The sequence below is a fragment of the Thalassospira mesophila genome (assembly GCF_002115755.1).
GTDB lineage: Bacteria > Pseudomonadota > Alphaproteobacteria > Rhodospirillales > Thalassospiraceae > Thalassospira > Thalassospira mesophila.
Map to the genome: position 1 here is coordinate 139,508 of NZ_JFKA01000002.1, position 13,374 is coordinate 152,881.

The following is a 13,374-nucleotide window of genomic DNA, read 5'->3' on the forward strand; positions in this document are numbered from 1 at the left end:
ACCGCATGATGTGGTTCTTTCGAACCGGGGGCATGGTTATTTCTTTTTACCAAACCCCGGAAAGCCCGGCGGCAAGCCACCGCCGCCCATTCCCGGAAGCCGCGGCATACCGCCGCCAACACCGGGAAAACCTTTGGGAAGCTGAAGATCTCCAGCATCCCCGCCTTCCAGCATGGACGGATCCATCTGGGGCATTCCTTTGCCAAACATTCCCTTTTTGCCCATTTTGCCGACCTTTTTAATCATCGTCGCCATGGTCTGGAACTGTTTGAGAAGCTTGTTGACGTCCTGAACGCTCAGGCCGCAACCCGCTGCAATACGTTTTTTACGCGATGCCTTGATGAGCGCGGGGTTCTCGCGCTCTTTCACGGTCATCGACTGAATAATTGCTTCCTGATGTTTCAAAAGCTTCGGGTCGATCTTGGTCTGGGCCATCTGCTTTTTCATTGCACCCATGCCCGGCAACATCCCCATGATGCCCGACAGATCGCCCATTTTCTGAAGCTGTTTAAGCTGTGCCAGAAGGTCGTTTAAGTCGAACTGGCCTTTCTGCAGCTTTTTGGCCATCTTTTCAGCGTCTTCACGCTCGATGGTTTCTGCTGCACGTTCCACCAGGCTGACAACGTCGCCCATGCCAAGGATACGGCCAGCAATACGATCAGGATGGAAAGGTTCCATCTCGTCGATCTTTTCGCCAACGCCCAGCATCTTGATCGGGCAGCCGGTAATCTGGCGCATCGACAGTGCCGCACCGCCGCGCGCATCGCCGTCAACACGGGTCAGAACGATACCGGTAATGCCAACCTTGTCGGCAAATTCCTTGGCAACATTCACCGCATCCTGGCCGGTCATGGCATCGGTGACCAGCAGGGTTTCGGTCGGCTTCACCGCATCACGGACCTGGGCGACTTCGCTCATCAGTTCCATGTCGATATGCAGGCGACCGGCCGTATCAAGGATCACGGCGTCAAAGCCTTCCTTGCGGCCCATATCCATGGCGCGCTTGGCAATGGCAACCGGCTTTTCGCCCATAATGATCGGCAAAACATGCAGGCCATTGGCATCAGCCAGAATTTTAAGCTGCTGCTGGGCGGCCGGGCGATAAATATCGAGCGAGGCCAGAAGGACTTTTTTATTGCGCTTTTTGGTCAGGTGCAGGGCAATTTTGGCGGAACTGGTGGTTTTACCCGAGCCCTGCAAACCAACCATCAAAATCGGAACTGGCGGCGTGGCGGCAAGATTAATTTCTTCGCCTTCACCCAGCATGTTTTTAAGTTCATCATGGACGATCTTGACGACCATCTGACCCGGCGTGACAGAGCGCAGGACATCCTGGCCAATCGCACGTTCGGTCGCATTGTTGATGAAGTCTTTAACAACGGAAAGGGCGACGTCAGCCTCAAGCAGGGCGACACGAACTTCGCGCATGGCTTCGCGGACGTCAGATTCCTTTAACGCACCGCGTTTACGCAGTTTGTCGAGAACGCCGCCAAGCCGATCGCTAAGTCCTTCAAACATCCCATATCCCGTCTGTTTGCCGGTGTTTCCACCATGTGCGCACAAAAAAAATTTGCCCAGTGCTCGAGATCTCGAGGACTGGGGGAGTCACCACACGGATGACCTTTGCTGTGGGGTGTTTAAGTGAGTGCAGGGGAAGAGTCAAGTGTAAAGCAGCGCGAAATGCCCGGTTTCAGCCGTTTTCATCGGTGTTTGCACCGTTAAATCCGTATCGCCTTGTTCAATGCGGATTCGCACCGGTTTTCGGTGCTGTAACAACCAGACGGCGCGGCAATGGCAAAGAATGCCAGCCTTGGGTAATGCCAAATTATGGCGAACCGGTCACGTGCGACGGCACCGCGCGACGTGTGCCGCGATTGGTAAGGCTCGATCAGCCGGATCGCGGACCAACGGGACTGGTATAAACGTGGGGTCGGTCAGTCTTCCTGGTGCGGCGTAATGGCGAAATTATCGATCAGGCGGGCCTTGCCAAGGCGGGCGGCAACAAAAACCCGGGCCGGGCGGTTGATTATGCCCTGCATCAGGTCGAGGGTTTCAGCGTCGCGAATTTCCAGATAATCAATCGGGGTAAAGCCCGCCGCCGCAATTTGCTGGCGACCGGTTTCGAGCAGCGGTTCAATGGCATCGCCGCGCGCCGCGCGATCGGCAATTGCGGTGAGAACCTGGTAAAGCGTGGTGGCGGTTTGACGTTCGTGCGCCGATAAATACCGGTTGCGCGACGACATCGCCAGCCCGTCTTGTTCGCGGTGAATGGGGCCGCCAATGATGGATACCGGAATGTTCAGGTCGGTGACAAAGCGCTTGATCACCATAAGCTGCTGGTAATCCTTTTCGCCAAACAGGGCGACATCGGGCAGGGCCTGAAGCAGCAATTTGCTGACCACCTGTGCCATGCCATCAAAATGGCCGGGGCGCGAGGCACCGCACAGCATGTCGGTCATATTATCGATATGCAGGCGGGTGGCAAAACCCGACGGATACATTTCCTCGACCGTGGGGGCAAAACACAGCTCGACCCCGGCATCTTGCAATATCACCTGATCGGCGGGCAGGGTGCGGGGATAGGCGGCGAAATCCTCGGTCGGGCCAAACTGGGTAGGATTGACAAAAACGCTGACAATAACGCGGTCTGCAAACTGGCGGGCCAGTGTTGTCAGGCTGATATGACCCTGATGCAGTGCGCCCATTGTGGGCACAAGCGCAATTTTAAGGCCTTCTGCGCGCCACGAGGAAACCTGGGCGCGCAGATCGGCGACGGTGTGAACAGTATGCAGGCTCATATTTTGAAAATCGCTTGTCTTATTTTACCGCGCGCAAATTGCCCGGTTTGGTCATGCCATAACAATGTTCGTCACCGGGAAAGCTTCTGTTGCGAACTTCGGCGGCATAACGCGCTGCAGCTTCGGCAACCTGATCACCCAGATTGGCATAGCGTTTGACAAATTTCGGTGTGAAATCGGAAAACAGGCCCAGCATGTCTTCGGTGACCAAAACCTGCCCGTCACAGGCGGGGGATGCACCAATGCCAATGGTGGGAATGTCAATTTCGGCGGTAATGGCGCGGGCAACGGCTTCGACCGTGCCTTCAATCACAACGCTGAAAGCCCCGGCTTTGGCCACGGCTTTGGCATCTGCCATAACCTTGCTGGCCGTTACATCATCGCGACCTTGCGATTTAAAGCCGCCCAGCGTGTTAACCTGCTGGGGCATCAGGCCGATATGGGCCATGACGGGAACGCCGCGCCGGGTTAGAAATTCGATGGTGTCAGCCAGTTCGGCGCCACCTTCAAATTTGACTGCGGCACAACCGGTTTCGGACAAAATCCGGGCGGCAGTGCGAAAGGCCTGTTCTTTGGATTCCTGATAGCTGCCAAAGGGCAGGTCAATGACAACGCAGGCATTTTTGCTGCCGCGCATCACAGCCTTGCCGTGGTTGATCATCATATCAACCGTAACAGCCAGCGTGTTGTCCATGCCGTAAACCACAGTGCCCACCGAATCGCCCACCAAAAGCAGGTCGCAATGGGCGTCAAGGCGCTGCGCCATGGGGGTGGTATAGGCGGTCAGGCAGACAATAGGCTCTCCGCCTTTGCGGGCGCGAAGGGCAGGAACCGTGACCCGGCCCTTTTTATTGGTGGTGGTACTCATGACGTTTCTCCCCCGGGTTACCGGTATGTACAGCCCGGTCTTCGCCGGACGGGCAGTCATGTTTACAATAGGATGACAGCAGGTGCGAAATATTTTTTGAAAGGCGCATATGCACTTTCGTCAGGGGTGCATCCCATATACCGCCCTGATCGCGGAAATAGCCGGGAAAATGGCCGCTTTTCCGGGTTAAAGCCCCTCGGCCAGATCTTCAAGCATGCTCAGGCCAATGGCCTCGATATGTTTGTTGTCTTTAAGCGAAATGGTCGCTTCCTTACGCAGTTGCGTCAAGGTGCGCGACACGGTTTCGATGGTCAGCCCCAGGTAATCGGCAATGTCTGACCGGCTCATCGGTACTTCGATGGCGGCGTCATTAACACCACGATGTTCCTGACGGCGTGCCAGCATCAGCAAAAAGGATGCGACTTTTTCTTTGGCGGTTTTCCGGCCCAAAAGCAGCATCTGGTCCTGGGCGGCGGCAAGTTCGTCAACCGCCATGCCCAGCATGCGTTTTTCAAGGCGGGGAAATTCGTCAAACAGCCGTTCGAGCTTCTGGCGCGGGAAACGGCAGGCCGTGACCGGTTCAATGGCTTCGGCGGTATAGCTGTAGGTCAGGTTCAGGGCCAGGCCCAGAAAATCACCGGCAAACAAAAAACCGGTTATCTGGCGGCGACCATCGCCCAGCAACTTGTAAAGTTTCACCGAGCCCGAGGTGACGTTAAAAACGTAATCGGCTTCTTCGGCTTCGTGAAAAATGGTGCTGTGCCCGTCATACTGAACGTGAGTCAGCAACTGGCGCAGACGTATATGTTCTTCACCATGAAGTGCGGAACAAAATGTCAGGTCCCGGATATCACAGGCATCACAAAGTTGGGAACGAACCGCCATCTGATTCTCCGAGGCTGCACAATCTTCACGGGCACAAACTGGAATTACTTTAGACGATTGTGATGCAAGGATTCAAGCTATTCGTTGCACCGTGTCATTTTGGGTCCGTTTGTTTGGGGACACCAATATTTTCATCGTCGTCAAACAATATCCGGTTTGCCGCACCATCCATATCGTCGAATTGCCCGGACTTCAATGCCCATAAAAAAGCACCCAGCCCCAAAAGGCCCAGAAACAGTGCAATCGGGATCAAAAGCAGCAGATTACTCATGGTTATTTCTTCCTGCTCATCGTTATTTGTTTTTTGTTCACGGTTATTTCGTCTCGATTATTACGCGTTATTTTTATCCGGCAGCTTTCGGTGTTGTTTCGGGCTGTTTTTTCCAGTTCAGGCGCAGCGCATTGGCAATAACAACCAGCGATGATGTTGACATGGCAATGGCGGCGATTAGCGGGGTTACAATGCCAGCCACCGCCAACGGAATGGTGACAAGATTATAGGCAAAAGACAGCGAGAAATTCTGACGGACCAGTCTGTCGGCCATCCGGGCAACATCAAGGGCCGTGATAACCGCCCCCAATCTGTCGCCCTGAAAGACAATGTCGGCGGCATTCTGGCTGATTTCCGCGGCACTGGCCGGAGACATCGAGGCGTGGGCCGCGGCAAGGGCCGGGGCATCGTTGATGCCGTCGCCCACCATCAAATCGTAATGCCCGGTGCGGGCACGTTGCGTTACCACCGCTACCTTTTGGGCGGGCGACAGGGCAGCTTTCCAGTCACTGATATCAAGGTCGTGGGCTAGCTGGCGGACATTTTCCGCGCGATCGCCCGAAAGTAACTGCACCGGGATTTTTTTATGGCGCAGGGCGGCAATGGTGGCGGCGGCATCGGGGCGGGGTAAATCGCGAAAACCGAACCGGATGGCAGCTTTGCCTGGTTCGGCGAGCCATATTTCCGGGCCGTTTTCAGCCGTTTGGGGCGTGATGGCGTGGGCTGCCCCGCAAAATTCACGGCTACCCAGCCGGACCTCGCCCCGGGCCAATATCATCGACAGGCCCTGTCCTGGATGTTCGGTAACACGCGCGGCAACAAATGTGTTGCCGGCCGCGCGAACCAGGGCTTGCGACAGCGGATGGTTGCTGTTTGCGGCCATCGATGCGGCCAGTTTCAGGGAATCGGCGTCGGGTGTCGATATCAGGTCGGGGCGGCCGGTTGTTAGTGTGCCGGTTTTATCAAACAAAACCCCGTCAATTTTGGTCAACCGTTCCAGTGCCGTGGCAGATTTAACCAAAATACCGGCCTTTAACAGCCGCCCGGTTGCCAGCACCTGAACCACAGGTACCGCCAGCGCCAGCGCACAGGGGCAGGTCACAATCAGTACCGCAATCGCGTTCATCAGGGCATCTTGCCAGCCAATGCCGCCAATCAGCCACCAGCCCAGAAAGGTAATTGCCGCAAGGCTGTGAACCACCGGGGCATAGGCGCGGGCAACACGGTCGGCAAGGGCAACATATTTTGCCCGTCCCTGTTCGGCGTTTTCCATCAGGCGGACAATTTCGGCCAGCAGGGTCGAATCGCCCGTTGCGGTAATGCAGACCCGGATCGGGGCTGACAAATTCATGGTCCCGGCAAACACCCGGCTGCCGATGGTTACCGTGGTCGGCAGGCTTTCGCCGCTGATAACGCTGGTATCAATATCGGACTGCCCGTCGATGATATCGCCGTCAATGCCGACCCGTTCGCCCGTGGCAATCAGCACGATCATGCCCGGTTGTGCCTTTTCCGGGGCCAGTAATTTGCGCGTTCCATCTTTTTCAATCACGGTGATGGAACGTGCGCGCAGGGTTAGCATATGTTCGGCAGCCGATCGTGCCTGGCTTCTGGCGCGACCATCAAGATAGCGCCCGATTAACAGGAAAAACAGCAAGGTAATGGCACTGTCAAAATAGGCATGTTCGGCCCCGCGCATGGTTTCAAACAGGCTCATGCCCAGGGCCAGCAATACCGCGAGTGTAATCGGCACATCCATGTTTACCCGGCCGTGGCGCAATGCGCCCAGGGCCGACCGAAAAAACGGCCGCCCGGCATAGGCAACGGCAGGCACGGCAATCAGCGCGGAAAACCAGTGAAACAAATCGCGGGTAAATTCGCCCATACCCTGAAGGTAGCCCGCCCAGATGGATACTGAAAGCAGCATGACATTGCCTGCGGCAAACCCGGCCACAGCCAGACAGCGCAAAAGTTCGCGGTTGCGCTGGTCGGCGGCACGTTCAAGGGTTTCGGGATCAAACGGGATCAGCCGGTATCCCATCTGGAAAACCGGGGCCACCAACCGGGCAATGTCACCGGGGGGGCCTTGCCAAACCAGATGCAGGCGGCGGGTGGACATGTTGATCCGGGCCTGAACCACCTGTTGCTGGCGTTGCAAAATGGTTTCGATCAGCCAGACACAGGCCGCACAATGCAGCCCGTCGATCATCATATCAAGACGGCAATCACCGTTCTCGCCGATATTGACAAGATCGGTAAAATCAAAGGCCCCCGGCCCGTCATCTTCGGGTTTAAGGGCACGAATGTTGGGATCAACGCTGCGGCGGGTGTAATAGGATTGAAGGCCCAGATCGTTAATCAGGGAAAAGGCGGCTTCGCATCCTGTGCAGCAAAAGTCTGGCCCAGCCGGCGAGCTGGCGGTCACCGGCTCGCCACAATGGCGGCAGGCGGTAATCGCGTTCATTGTTTGATCAGTACATCCTCGACGACCTGGTAGTCGTGGTTTTGGGCATGGGCGACAATGCGCAATTTCCAGTTTCCATAGACCGGAACCTTGGCACGGGTGCGGTATTGGCCGGGGCTGATTTCGCTGAGCATGATTTTTTCATCAATGTCATCACGATCATTGCGCATTAAAACCGCTTCCATTTTGGCACCGGTAATCGGTTCCTGTGCCTTGTCGCGAAACAGCACAGTAATGGTGGCTTCGTTATTAATAACGCCCGCAACGGTTACCTTGGTGCGCCAGCCCAGATTGGCCTGGGCTTTGGCATCAGAAATGGCTTCGTTATAGTTATTGCCATCTTCAAAGGCATGCTCGCTGACCAGTCCGACCCAACTGGTTTGGGAAAAAACGATCAGGCAGACATTGGCGAACAGCATGACGGCAAAGCCGCCCACGAAATACCACGGGATCAACCGGTCCGATTTGCGCGGGCCTGAGGAAGCCGGGATCGAGTTTTGAGTGGTTGTAGTGGTCATTTCGACGGCCCTTTTCGGCGGGCCGACCCTTATTTTTTCGGGCCGGCAAAAATGGTGTCATGGGTTTCAGAAACGCCGGTGTCGGTGTTGGTCACAATGAAATCAATCGGTGTGGCATCACTTTGCAGGCTGGACGGGTTGGCTGCAATGAAAACCCGGTAACTTCCGACCTGATCGGGGGCAACGGTAAGCGAGAATTTGCCGTCAGCAGCCGGTTTCTGGCCGATAATCTGAAAATCGGTGGCGTTAACGCCCGAAAGATCCAGAAGATAGGTTTGCGCGCTTTGTTCCTTGTTCAGCACCTTTAGCGTATAGCCATTGCGGACATCGCCGGTGGAAAGCGGCACATAAAGCGGATTGCGGTCACGCAGGACATTGACATCCATGGTGCTGCGGTTGAGCAAACCAAACATCATCACCCCGGCCACCAGCACCAGCAAGATGGAATAAAAAATGGTGCGCGGGCGAACAATGCGGACTTTGGTTGCCTGGCCATGTGCGCGCAATTGTGAATTCTGGACCGAGTCAAACCGGACCAGATCGCGCGGGAAGCTGACCTTGTCCATCATCTCGTTACAGGCATCAATGCACAGCCCGCAGCCAATGCATTCGAGTTGCAGGCCGTGGCGAATATCGATCCCGGTGGGGCAGACATTGACGCAGGCCTGACAATCGATGCAATGGCCGACTTCGGGGACTTCACCGCGGACAAGGTTTTTGCGTTTGATCGAGCCGCGCGGTTCCCCGCGCCATGCTTCGTAGGTGACGATCATGGATTCGTCATCAAGCATCGCCGACTGAAACCGGGGCCACGGGCACATATAGGTGCAAACCTGTTCACGGGCCCACCCCGCCAGCAGATAGGTCGAAAATGTCAGCGATATTGTGGTGACATAAACCGCCATGCTGGCATTGCCGGTGAAAATATCGATGATCACGGTTGGCGCGTCGTTAAAATACAGAACAAAGGCCCCGCCGGTGATCAGCGAAATGACAATCCATGTTAAATGGGTGCCGCCAATTTTGGCGAATTTTTCAAGCGACCACGGGGCTTTATCCAGGCGCATGCGGGCGTTACGGTCGCCCTGAATATAACGTTCAACCAGCATGAACAGATCGGTCCATACGGTTTGTGGGCAGGCATAGCCACACCAGATGCGACCAAACAGCGACGTTGCCAGAAACAGGCCAATCGCAGCCAGGATCAGAATACCGGTAATATAATAAACTTCCTGCGGCCAGATTTCGATAAAGAAGAAATAGGCCCGACCCTGATCCATATCGATCAGGACAGCCTGATGGGGCGCTGCCGGACCACGATCCCAGCGCAGCCACGGCACTATCCAGTAAATGGCCAGCAACGTGATCAGGGCAAACCATTTCAGATTACGGAAATAACCCGATACCCGTTTTGGATAGACCTTTTCGCGGTCTTTATAGAGCGGGATGTCGTCCTCAAGCTGCGCGTCGTTGTTTTGCGGCGTCATCTTTTCGGGCGCGGGTGATTGAGTACGAGACAATTCCATGATCGAGACCTGACCATTTGCCGTGCGATACAGACCGGCTGCTCTGCTCATATTGATTGTGGGGCAATCAATCAGTCGGTACTGCGGGGATCTGCCAGGTCGGCACGCTCGGCCTGACAGACTTGGGATTATTCAAATCCCGCAGGCAAAATATTGTAAACGGGCCATGCTGTTCCATGACACAAATCAATTTTGAACGAACCAGTTATGGCCGCTCGACAGGCGGGGGCCGTTCATACACCGGAAAAAGGCGATGCTTTGAGAGGGCAAAAGACGGGTGGGTGCGCAAGTAGCTGATGTGACAGGATTTTAGGGCGGCTGGGAATAATTGTTGCCAGATTGGGGAATGCCCGCCTGCTTGCAAGGAAGCGACGCCTGTTTGTTGAATTTTCTTATTTTATTTCAGCATTTATCACGCGGTGTGTGCCGCAAAGCCGCACAACCACACCTCGGGCCGGGTAGCACGTTAATTGCCAACAAAAAAGACCGGGGCGGCAAAACCCCGGTCTTCTTGTTTGTCAGGATAACAGGGCGGTTTTAACGCCGTCCCATTGTGGTTTTTACTGGCCACCGCCAAGCGAGTGAACATAAACCGCCAGCATTTTGATGGTTTCGTCACTAAGCTTGCCTTCCCAGGCAGGCATAACACCGCGACGGGCATTGGTGACCGTTGCTGTGATGGTGGCCTGGTCGCCGCCATACAGCCAGATATTGTCGGTCAGGTTAGGTGCGCCCATTTCGGTAATGCCTTTGGCGTTGTCGCCATGACATGCGGCACAGTTATCAGCAAAGATTTCTGTGCCCCGCGTCGCGGCGGCAGGGTCGGTTTCCCGGCCACTAAAGGACAGTACATGTTGCACAACGTCGCTGATTTCGGCGTTGGACAAGATGCCATCCTTGCCAAAGGCAGGCATATCATTAAAGCGGGTATCGTCGTTTTGTGCCCAGCGCGCGCCGACATGGATGGTTTGCGAGATATCATCCAGCGTCCCCCCCCAAAGCCAGTCATCGTCCTGAAGCGACGGGAAGCCCGTATTGCCCACCCCGCCCGTGCCATGGCACGGGGCGCAGTTTTCAGCAAATACAGCCTTGCCGCCCGCCATCGAAAAATTGAGAAGTTCCGAATCGTTGGCAATCTGGTCAACATCCAGCGCTGCGAGGCGTTCCATATATGGTGCGCGTTCGGCAGTTACATTTGCCATCGTTTCTTCAATTTTCGACCGTTCGGTAACGTTGAACATACCCTTCAAATAGCCGTGTGCGGTTGGAAAGGATGGATAAACCACCCAGTAACCGATCGACCAGATGATGCAGACCCAAAACACATAAACCCACCAGGACGGGAGCGGCGTGTTCAATTCCTTGATGCCGTCCCAATCATGGCCAGTGGTCTCGCGGCCGGTAACATTGTCTTTTTCGACATGCGTCGACATAGCTCGGTTCTCCCTAGTCCTGGTCCTTGAACGGGATCTGGGCATGGTCTTCGAAATTCTTTTGGCGTTTTTTGCTTGGCCACATGACGAAAGCAATAATCACACCAAAGAAAATCATCAGCCACAGCCCCCACAAGGGCCGGAGAAAATCAGCGAGTGCGGAAAAGAATTCCATGATTCGCGTCCTTGTCTCAGCGCAGATTCAAGCTTGGGTTGTAGGTGGTGAAATCCACCATCCGTCCCAAAATCTGCAGATACGCGATCAGGGCATCCATCTCGGTCAGTTTATCCGGATTGCCGTCAAAATCTCCGGTGGCGGCATTGGGATAGCGGGCGAGGAAGTCGTCGTAATCCTCGTCTGCGGTGGCCTGAAGATGAAGGTCCGCAACAGCGTCAGCGACCTGTTCGTCGGTGTAGGGAACGCCGACCATGCGCAACGTTTTAAGATGTTCCGCAGCGTCTTCGAACTTCAGTTCCTTTTTGGCAAGGAACGGATAGCCCGGCATGATCGATTCCGGTACGACCGAACGTGGATCATCAAGGTGTGCAACATGCCAGGCATTGGAATATTTCCCGCCGACACGCGCCAGATCCGGCCCGGTACGCTTTGATCCCCACTGGAACGGATGGTCATACATTGACTCTGCAGCCAGGCTGTAATGGCCATAACGTTCCACTTCGTCACGGAACGGACGGATCATCTGCGAATGGCAGTTATAGCACCCTTCGCGGATATAAATGTTCCGCCCGGCCTGTTCCAGCGGCGTATAGGGACGCACACCGTCAACCTTCTCGATCGTCTGTTCCATCGTGAACAACGGAACGATTTCAACAATCCCGCCGATGATGATGGTCAGAAAAATACCGAGAATAAGGAAGAAAACGTTCTTCTCGAGGAAGTGGTGTTTTTTAAGAAGCATTTTCCATCCCTCCTTACTGGACCGCTGCCGGGGCGCTGACCCCGATGGGTGCTTCCCGGCGAACATCACCCCGGATCGTCTTGTAGACGTTCCAGACCATTACGAAGGCACCAAGCAGGAACAAGGTGCCGCCAGTGGCGCGGATGATGTAGTAGGGATGCATGGCTTCAACGGTTTCGATGAAGGAATACTGAAGGAAACCAAGCTGATCGTGGGCACGCCACATCAGACCCTGCATGATACCCGATACCCACATCGAGGTGATGTAGAGAACGATACCAATGGTGCCGAGCCAGAAGTGATGGGCCACCAGACGCATGGAATACAGACGTTCACGGTTCCACAGAACCGGGATCAGGAAGTAGATCGCACCAAAGGTGATGAATGCAACCCAGCCCAAAGCACCAGAGTGAACGTGACCGATGGTCCAGTCGGTATAGTGCGACAAACCGTTGACCGATTTGATCGACATAACCGGGCCTTCGAAGGTCGACATGCCATAGAAACCAACAGCGGCAACCATGAAACGCAGAACCGGATCGGTACGCAGTTTGTCCCAGGCCCCCGAAAGGGTCATCAGGCCGTTGATCATCCCCCCCCAGGACGGCATCCACAGCATGATCGAGAAGGTCATGCCAAGGGTTTGCGCCCAGTCGGGCAGGGCCGTGTAGTGCAGGTGGTGCGGACCAGCCCAGATATAAAGAAAGATCAGCGCCCAGAAGTGAATGATCGACAGGCGATAGGAATAAACCGGACGTTCAGCACGCTTGGGAATGAAATAGTACATCATGCCCAGGAAGCCGGCTGTCAGGAAGAAGCCTACGGCGTTGTGGCCATACCACCACTGGGTCAACGCATCCTGCACACCCGAAAACAACGAGTAGGATTTGGTGCCCATGAAGGAAACCGGTACCGCCAGGTTGTTACCCAGATGCAGCATCGCGATGGTCACGATGAATGCCAGGTAAAACCAGTTGGCCACATAAATATGCGGTTCCTGGCGTTTTAGCAGGGTGCCGACAAAAATAGCCAGATAGCAAACCCAGACGACAGTCAGCCACAGGTCAACAAACCATTCCGGTTCGGCATATTCGCGGCCCTGGGTTACGCCCATGACATAGCCAACAGCGGCCAGAACGATGAACAGCTGATAACCCCAGAATACGAAGGCAGGCAAAGCCTTGCCACCGAACAGGCGGGCGCGACATGTGCGCTGAACGACATAAAACGATGTCGCGATCAGCGCATTGCCGCCAAATGCAAAAATAACTGCCGAGGTGTGAAGCGGGCGCAGACGCCCGAAATTCATATACTCGAAGTCAAAGTTTAATGCGGGAAACGCCAATTGCCAGGCGATAAAATCACCTGCCATAAAGCCGACGACGCCCCAAAAGACAGTCGCCAGCGCGCCCCAGCGCACTACGTCCATATTATAGTCAACGGCGGACGAAGCCGTCTGTGCCATGCTCCCCTGGCTCATTCTCGACTCCCGTTTACGTGTGCGGGTGGATTGCCGCATGGGGCCGGCAATCCGAACAGCCCTGGCGGCATCCTGCAATGACCTTGTCATCCCCCGTGCCGCCGACGATTAAAACTTCCGGTGTTTGTCCCGTCAGGCGTGAACGCCGGTATGACAGGGCAAACCAGGCAGGAAACACCTGTTTCCGGCATCGTTCGTGCATTTCGTCCGC

At 55.3% G+C, this 13,374-nt stretch carries 12 protein-coding genes; all 12 read right to left on the reverse strand.

The annotated features are described in order from the left end of the window. Positions 1 to 36: 36 nt before the first annotated feature. The 12 genes from ffh to ccoN all read right to left on the reverse strand — a co-directional run bounded on the left by ffh (position 37) and on the right by ccoN (position 13,148). Positions 37 to 1,518 carry a signal recognition particle protein gene (gene ffh / locus TMES_RS05020; RefSeq protein ID WP_085580148.1) on the reverse strand — a complete coding sequence of 494 codons (1,482 nt, stop codon included), beginning with the start codon at positions 1,516 to 1,518 and terminating at the stop codon, positions 37 to 39. A gap of 416 nt (positions 1,519 to 1,934) precedes the next feature. Next, positions 1,935 to 2,798, reverse strand: a complete 864-nt coding sequence (panC, locus tag TMES_RS05025; RefSeq protein ID WP_085580150.1) for a pantoate--beta-alanine ligase — start codon at positions 2,796 to 2,798, stop codon at positions 1,935 to 1,937. 19 nt (positions 2,799 to 2,817) lie between these two features. Beyond that, positions 2,818 to 3,666, reverse strand: coding sequence for a 3-methyl-2-oxobutanoate hydroxymethyltransferase (panB, locus tag TMES_RS05030; RefSeq protein WP_085580151.1), 849 nt, complete (start codon positions 3,664 to 3,666; stop codon positions 2,818 to 2,820). Between the two features lie 186 nt (positions 3,667 to 3,852). Next, positions 3,853 to 4,551: a cyclic nucleotide-binding domain-containing protein gene (locus tag TMES_RS05035; protein WP_085580154.1), complete on the reverse strand. Its 699-nt coding sequence runs from the start codon at positions 4,549 to 4,551 to the stop codon at positions 3,853 to 3,855. A gap of 94 nt (positions 4,552 to 4,645) precedes the next feature. Further along, positions 4,646 to 4,822, reverse strand: a complete 177-nt coding sequence (gene ccoS, locus TMES_RS05040) for a cbb3-type cytochrome oxidase assembly protein CcoS (RefSeq protein WP_085580156.1) — start codon at positions 4,820 to 4,822, stop codon at positions 4,646 to 4,648. A 73-nt stretch (positions 4,823 to 4,895) separates the two neighbouring features. Further along, the gene (locus tag TMES_RS05045) at positions 4,896 to 7,286 is read right to left on the reverse strand and encodes a heavy metal translocating P-type ATPase metal-binding domain-containing protein (RefSeq protein WP_085580158.1); all 2,391 of its coding nucleotides are present in this window, start codon (positions 7,284 to 7,286) and stop codon (positions 4,896 to 4,898) included. After that, positions 7,283 to 7,804, reverse strand: a complete 522-nt coding sequence (locus TMES_RS05050) for a FixH family protein (RefSeq protein ID WP_085580160.1) — start codon at positions 7,802 to 7,804, stop codon at positions 7,283 to 7,285. The genes TMES_RS05045 and TMES_RS05050 overlap by 4 nt, the downstream gene beginning before the upstream one ends. A 29-nt stretch (positions 7,805 to 7,833) precedes the next feature. Next, on the reverse strand, positions 7,834 to 9,381 hold the full coding sequence (ccoG, locus tag TMES_RS05055; protein ID WP_245835216.1) for a cytochrome c oxidase accessory protein CcoG: 1,548 nt from the start codon (positions 9,379 to 9,381) through the stop codon (positions 7,834 to 7,836). A gap of 509 nt (positions 9,382 to 9,890) precedes the next feature. Then, positions 9,891 to 10,763, reverse strand: coding sequence for a cytochrome-c oxidase, cbb3-type subunit III (gene ccoP / locus TMES_RS05065; RefSeq protein ID WP_085580166.1), 873 nt, complete (start codon positions 10,761 to 10,763; stop codon positions 9,891 to 9,893). A 13-nt stretch (positions 10,764 to 10,776) separates the two neighbouring features. Then, positions 10,777 to 10,938, reverse strand: coding sequence for a cbb3-type cytochrome oxidase subunit 3 (locus tag TMES_RS05070; protein ID WP_085580168.1), 162 nt, complete (start codon positions 10,936 to 10,938; stop codon positions 10,777 to 10,779). Between the two features lie 16 nt (positions 10,939 to 10,954). Next, positions 10,955 to 11,683, reverse strand: coding sequence for a cytochrome-c oxidase, cbb3-type subunit II (gene ccoO, locus TMES_RS05075; protein WP_085580170.1), 729 nt, complete (start codon positions 11,681 to 11,683; stop codon positions 10,955 to 10,957). A gap of 13 nt (positions 11,684 to 11,696) precedes the next feature. After that, positions 11,697 to 13,148, reverse strand: a complete 1,452-nt coding sequence (gene ccoN, locus TMES_RS05080) for a cytochrome-c oxidase, cbb3-type subunit I (RefSeq protein WP_085581165.1) — start codon at positions 13,146 to 13,148, stop codon at positions 11,697 to 11,699. Between the last annotated feature and the right edge of the window lie 226 nt (positions 13,149 to 13,374).

Bases quoted from the DNA above. Each gene is read 5' to 3' on its own strand.
- TMES_RS05070 (WP_085580168.1), bottom strand. From the start codon at position 10,938: ATGGAATTCTTTTCCGCACTCGCTGATTTTCTCCGGCCCTTGTGGGGG.
- TMES_RS05045 (WP_085580158.1), bottom strand. From the start codon at position 7,286: ATGAACGCGATTACCGCCTGCCGCCATTGTGGCGAGCCGGTGACCGCC.
- TMES_RS05050 (WP_085580160.1), bottom strand. From the start codon at position 7,804: ATGACCACTACAACCACTCAAAACTCGATCCCGGCTTCCTCAGGCCCG.
- ccoN (WP_085581165.1), bottom strand. From the start codon at position 13,148: ATGGCACAGACGGCTTCGTCCGCCGTTGACTATAATATGGACGTAGTG.
- panC (WP_085580150.1), bottom strand. From the start codon at position 2,798: ATGAGCCTGCATACTGTTCACACCGTCGCCGATCTGCGCGCCCAGGTT.
- ffh (WP_085580148.1), bottom strand. From the start codon at position 1,518: ATGTTTGAAGGACTTAGCGATCGGCTTGGCGGCGTTCTCGACAAACTG.
- ccoS (WP_085580156.1), bottom strand. From the start codon at position 4,822: ATGAGTAATCTGCTGCTTTTGATCCCGATTGCACTGTTTCTGGGCCTT.
- ccoP (WP_085580166.1), bottom strand. From the start codon at position 10,763: ATGTCGACGCATGTCGAAAAAGACAATGTTACCGGCCGCGAGACCACT.
- TMES_RS05035 (WP_085580154.1), bottom strand. From the start codon at position 4,551: ATGGCGGTTCGTTCCCAACTTTGTGATGCCTGTGATATCCGGGACCTG.
- panB (WP_085580151.1), bottom strand. From the start codon at position 3,666: ATGAGTACCACCACCAATAAAAAGGGCCGGGTCACGGTTCCTGCCCTT.
- ccoG (WP_245835216.1), bottom strand. From the start codon at position 9,381: ATGAGCAGAGCAGCCGGTCTGTATCGCACGGCAAATGGTCAGGTCTCG.
- ccoO (WP_085580170.1), bottom strand. From the start codon at position 11,683: ATGCTTCTTAAAAAACACCACTTCCTCGAGAAGAACGTTTTCTTCCTT.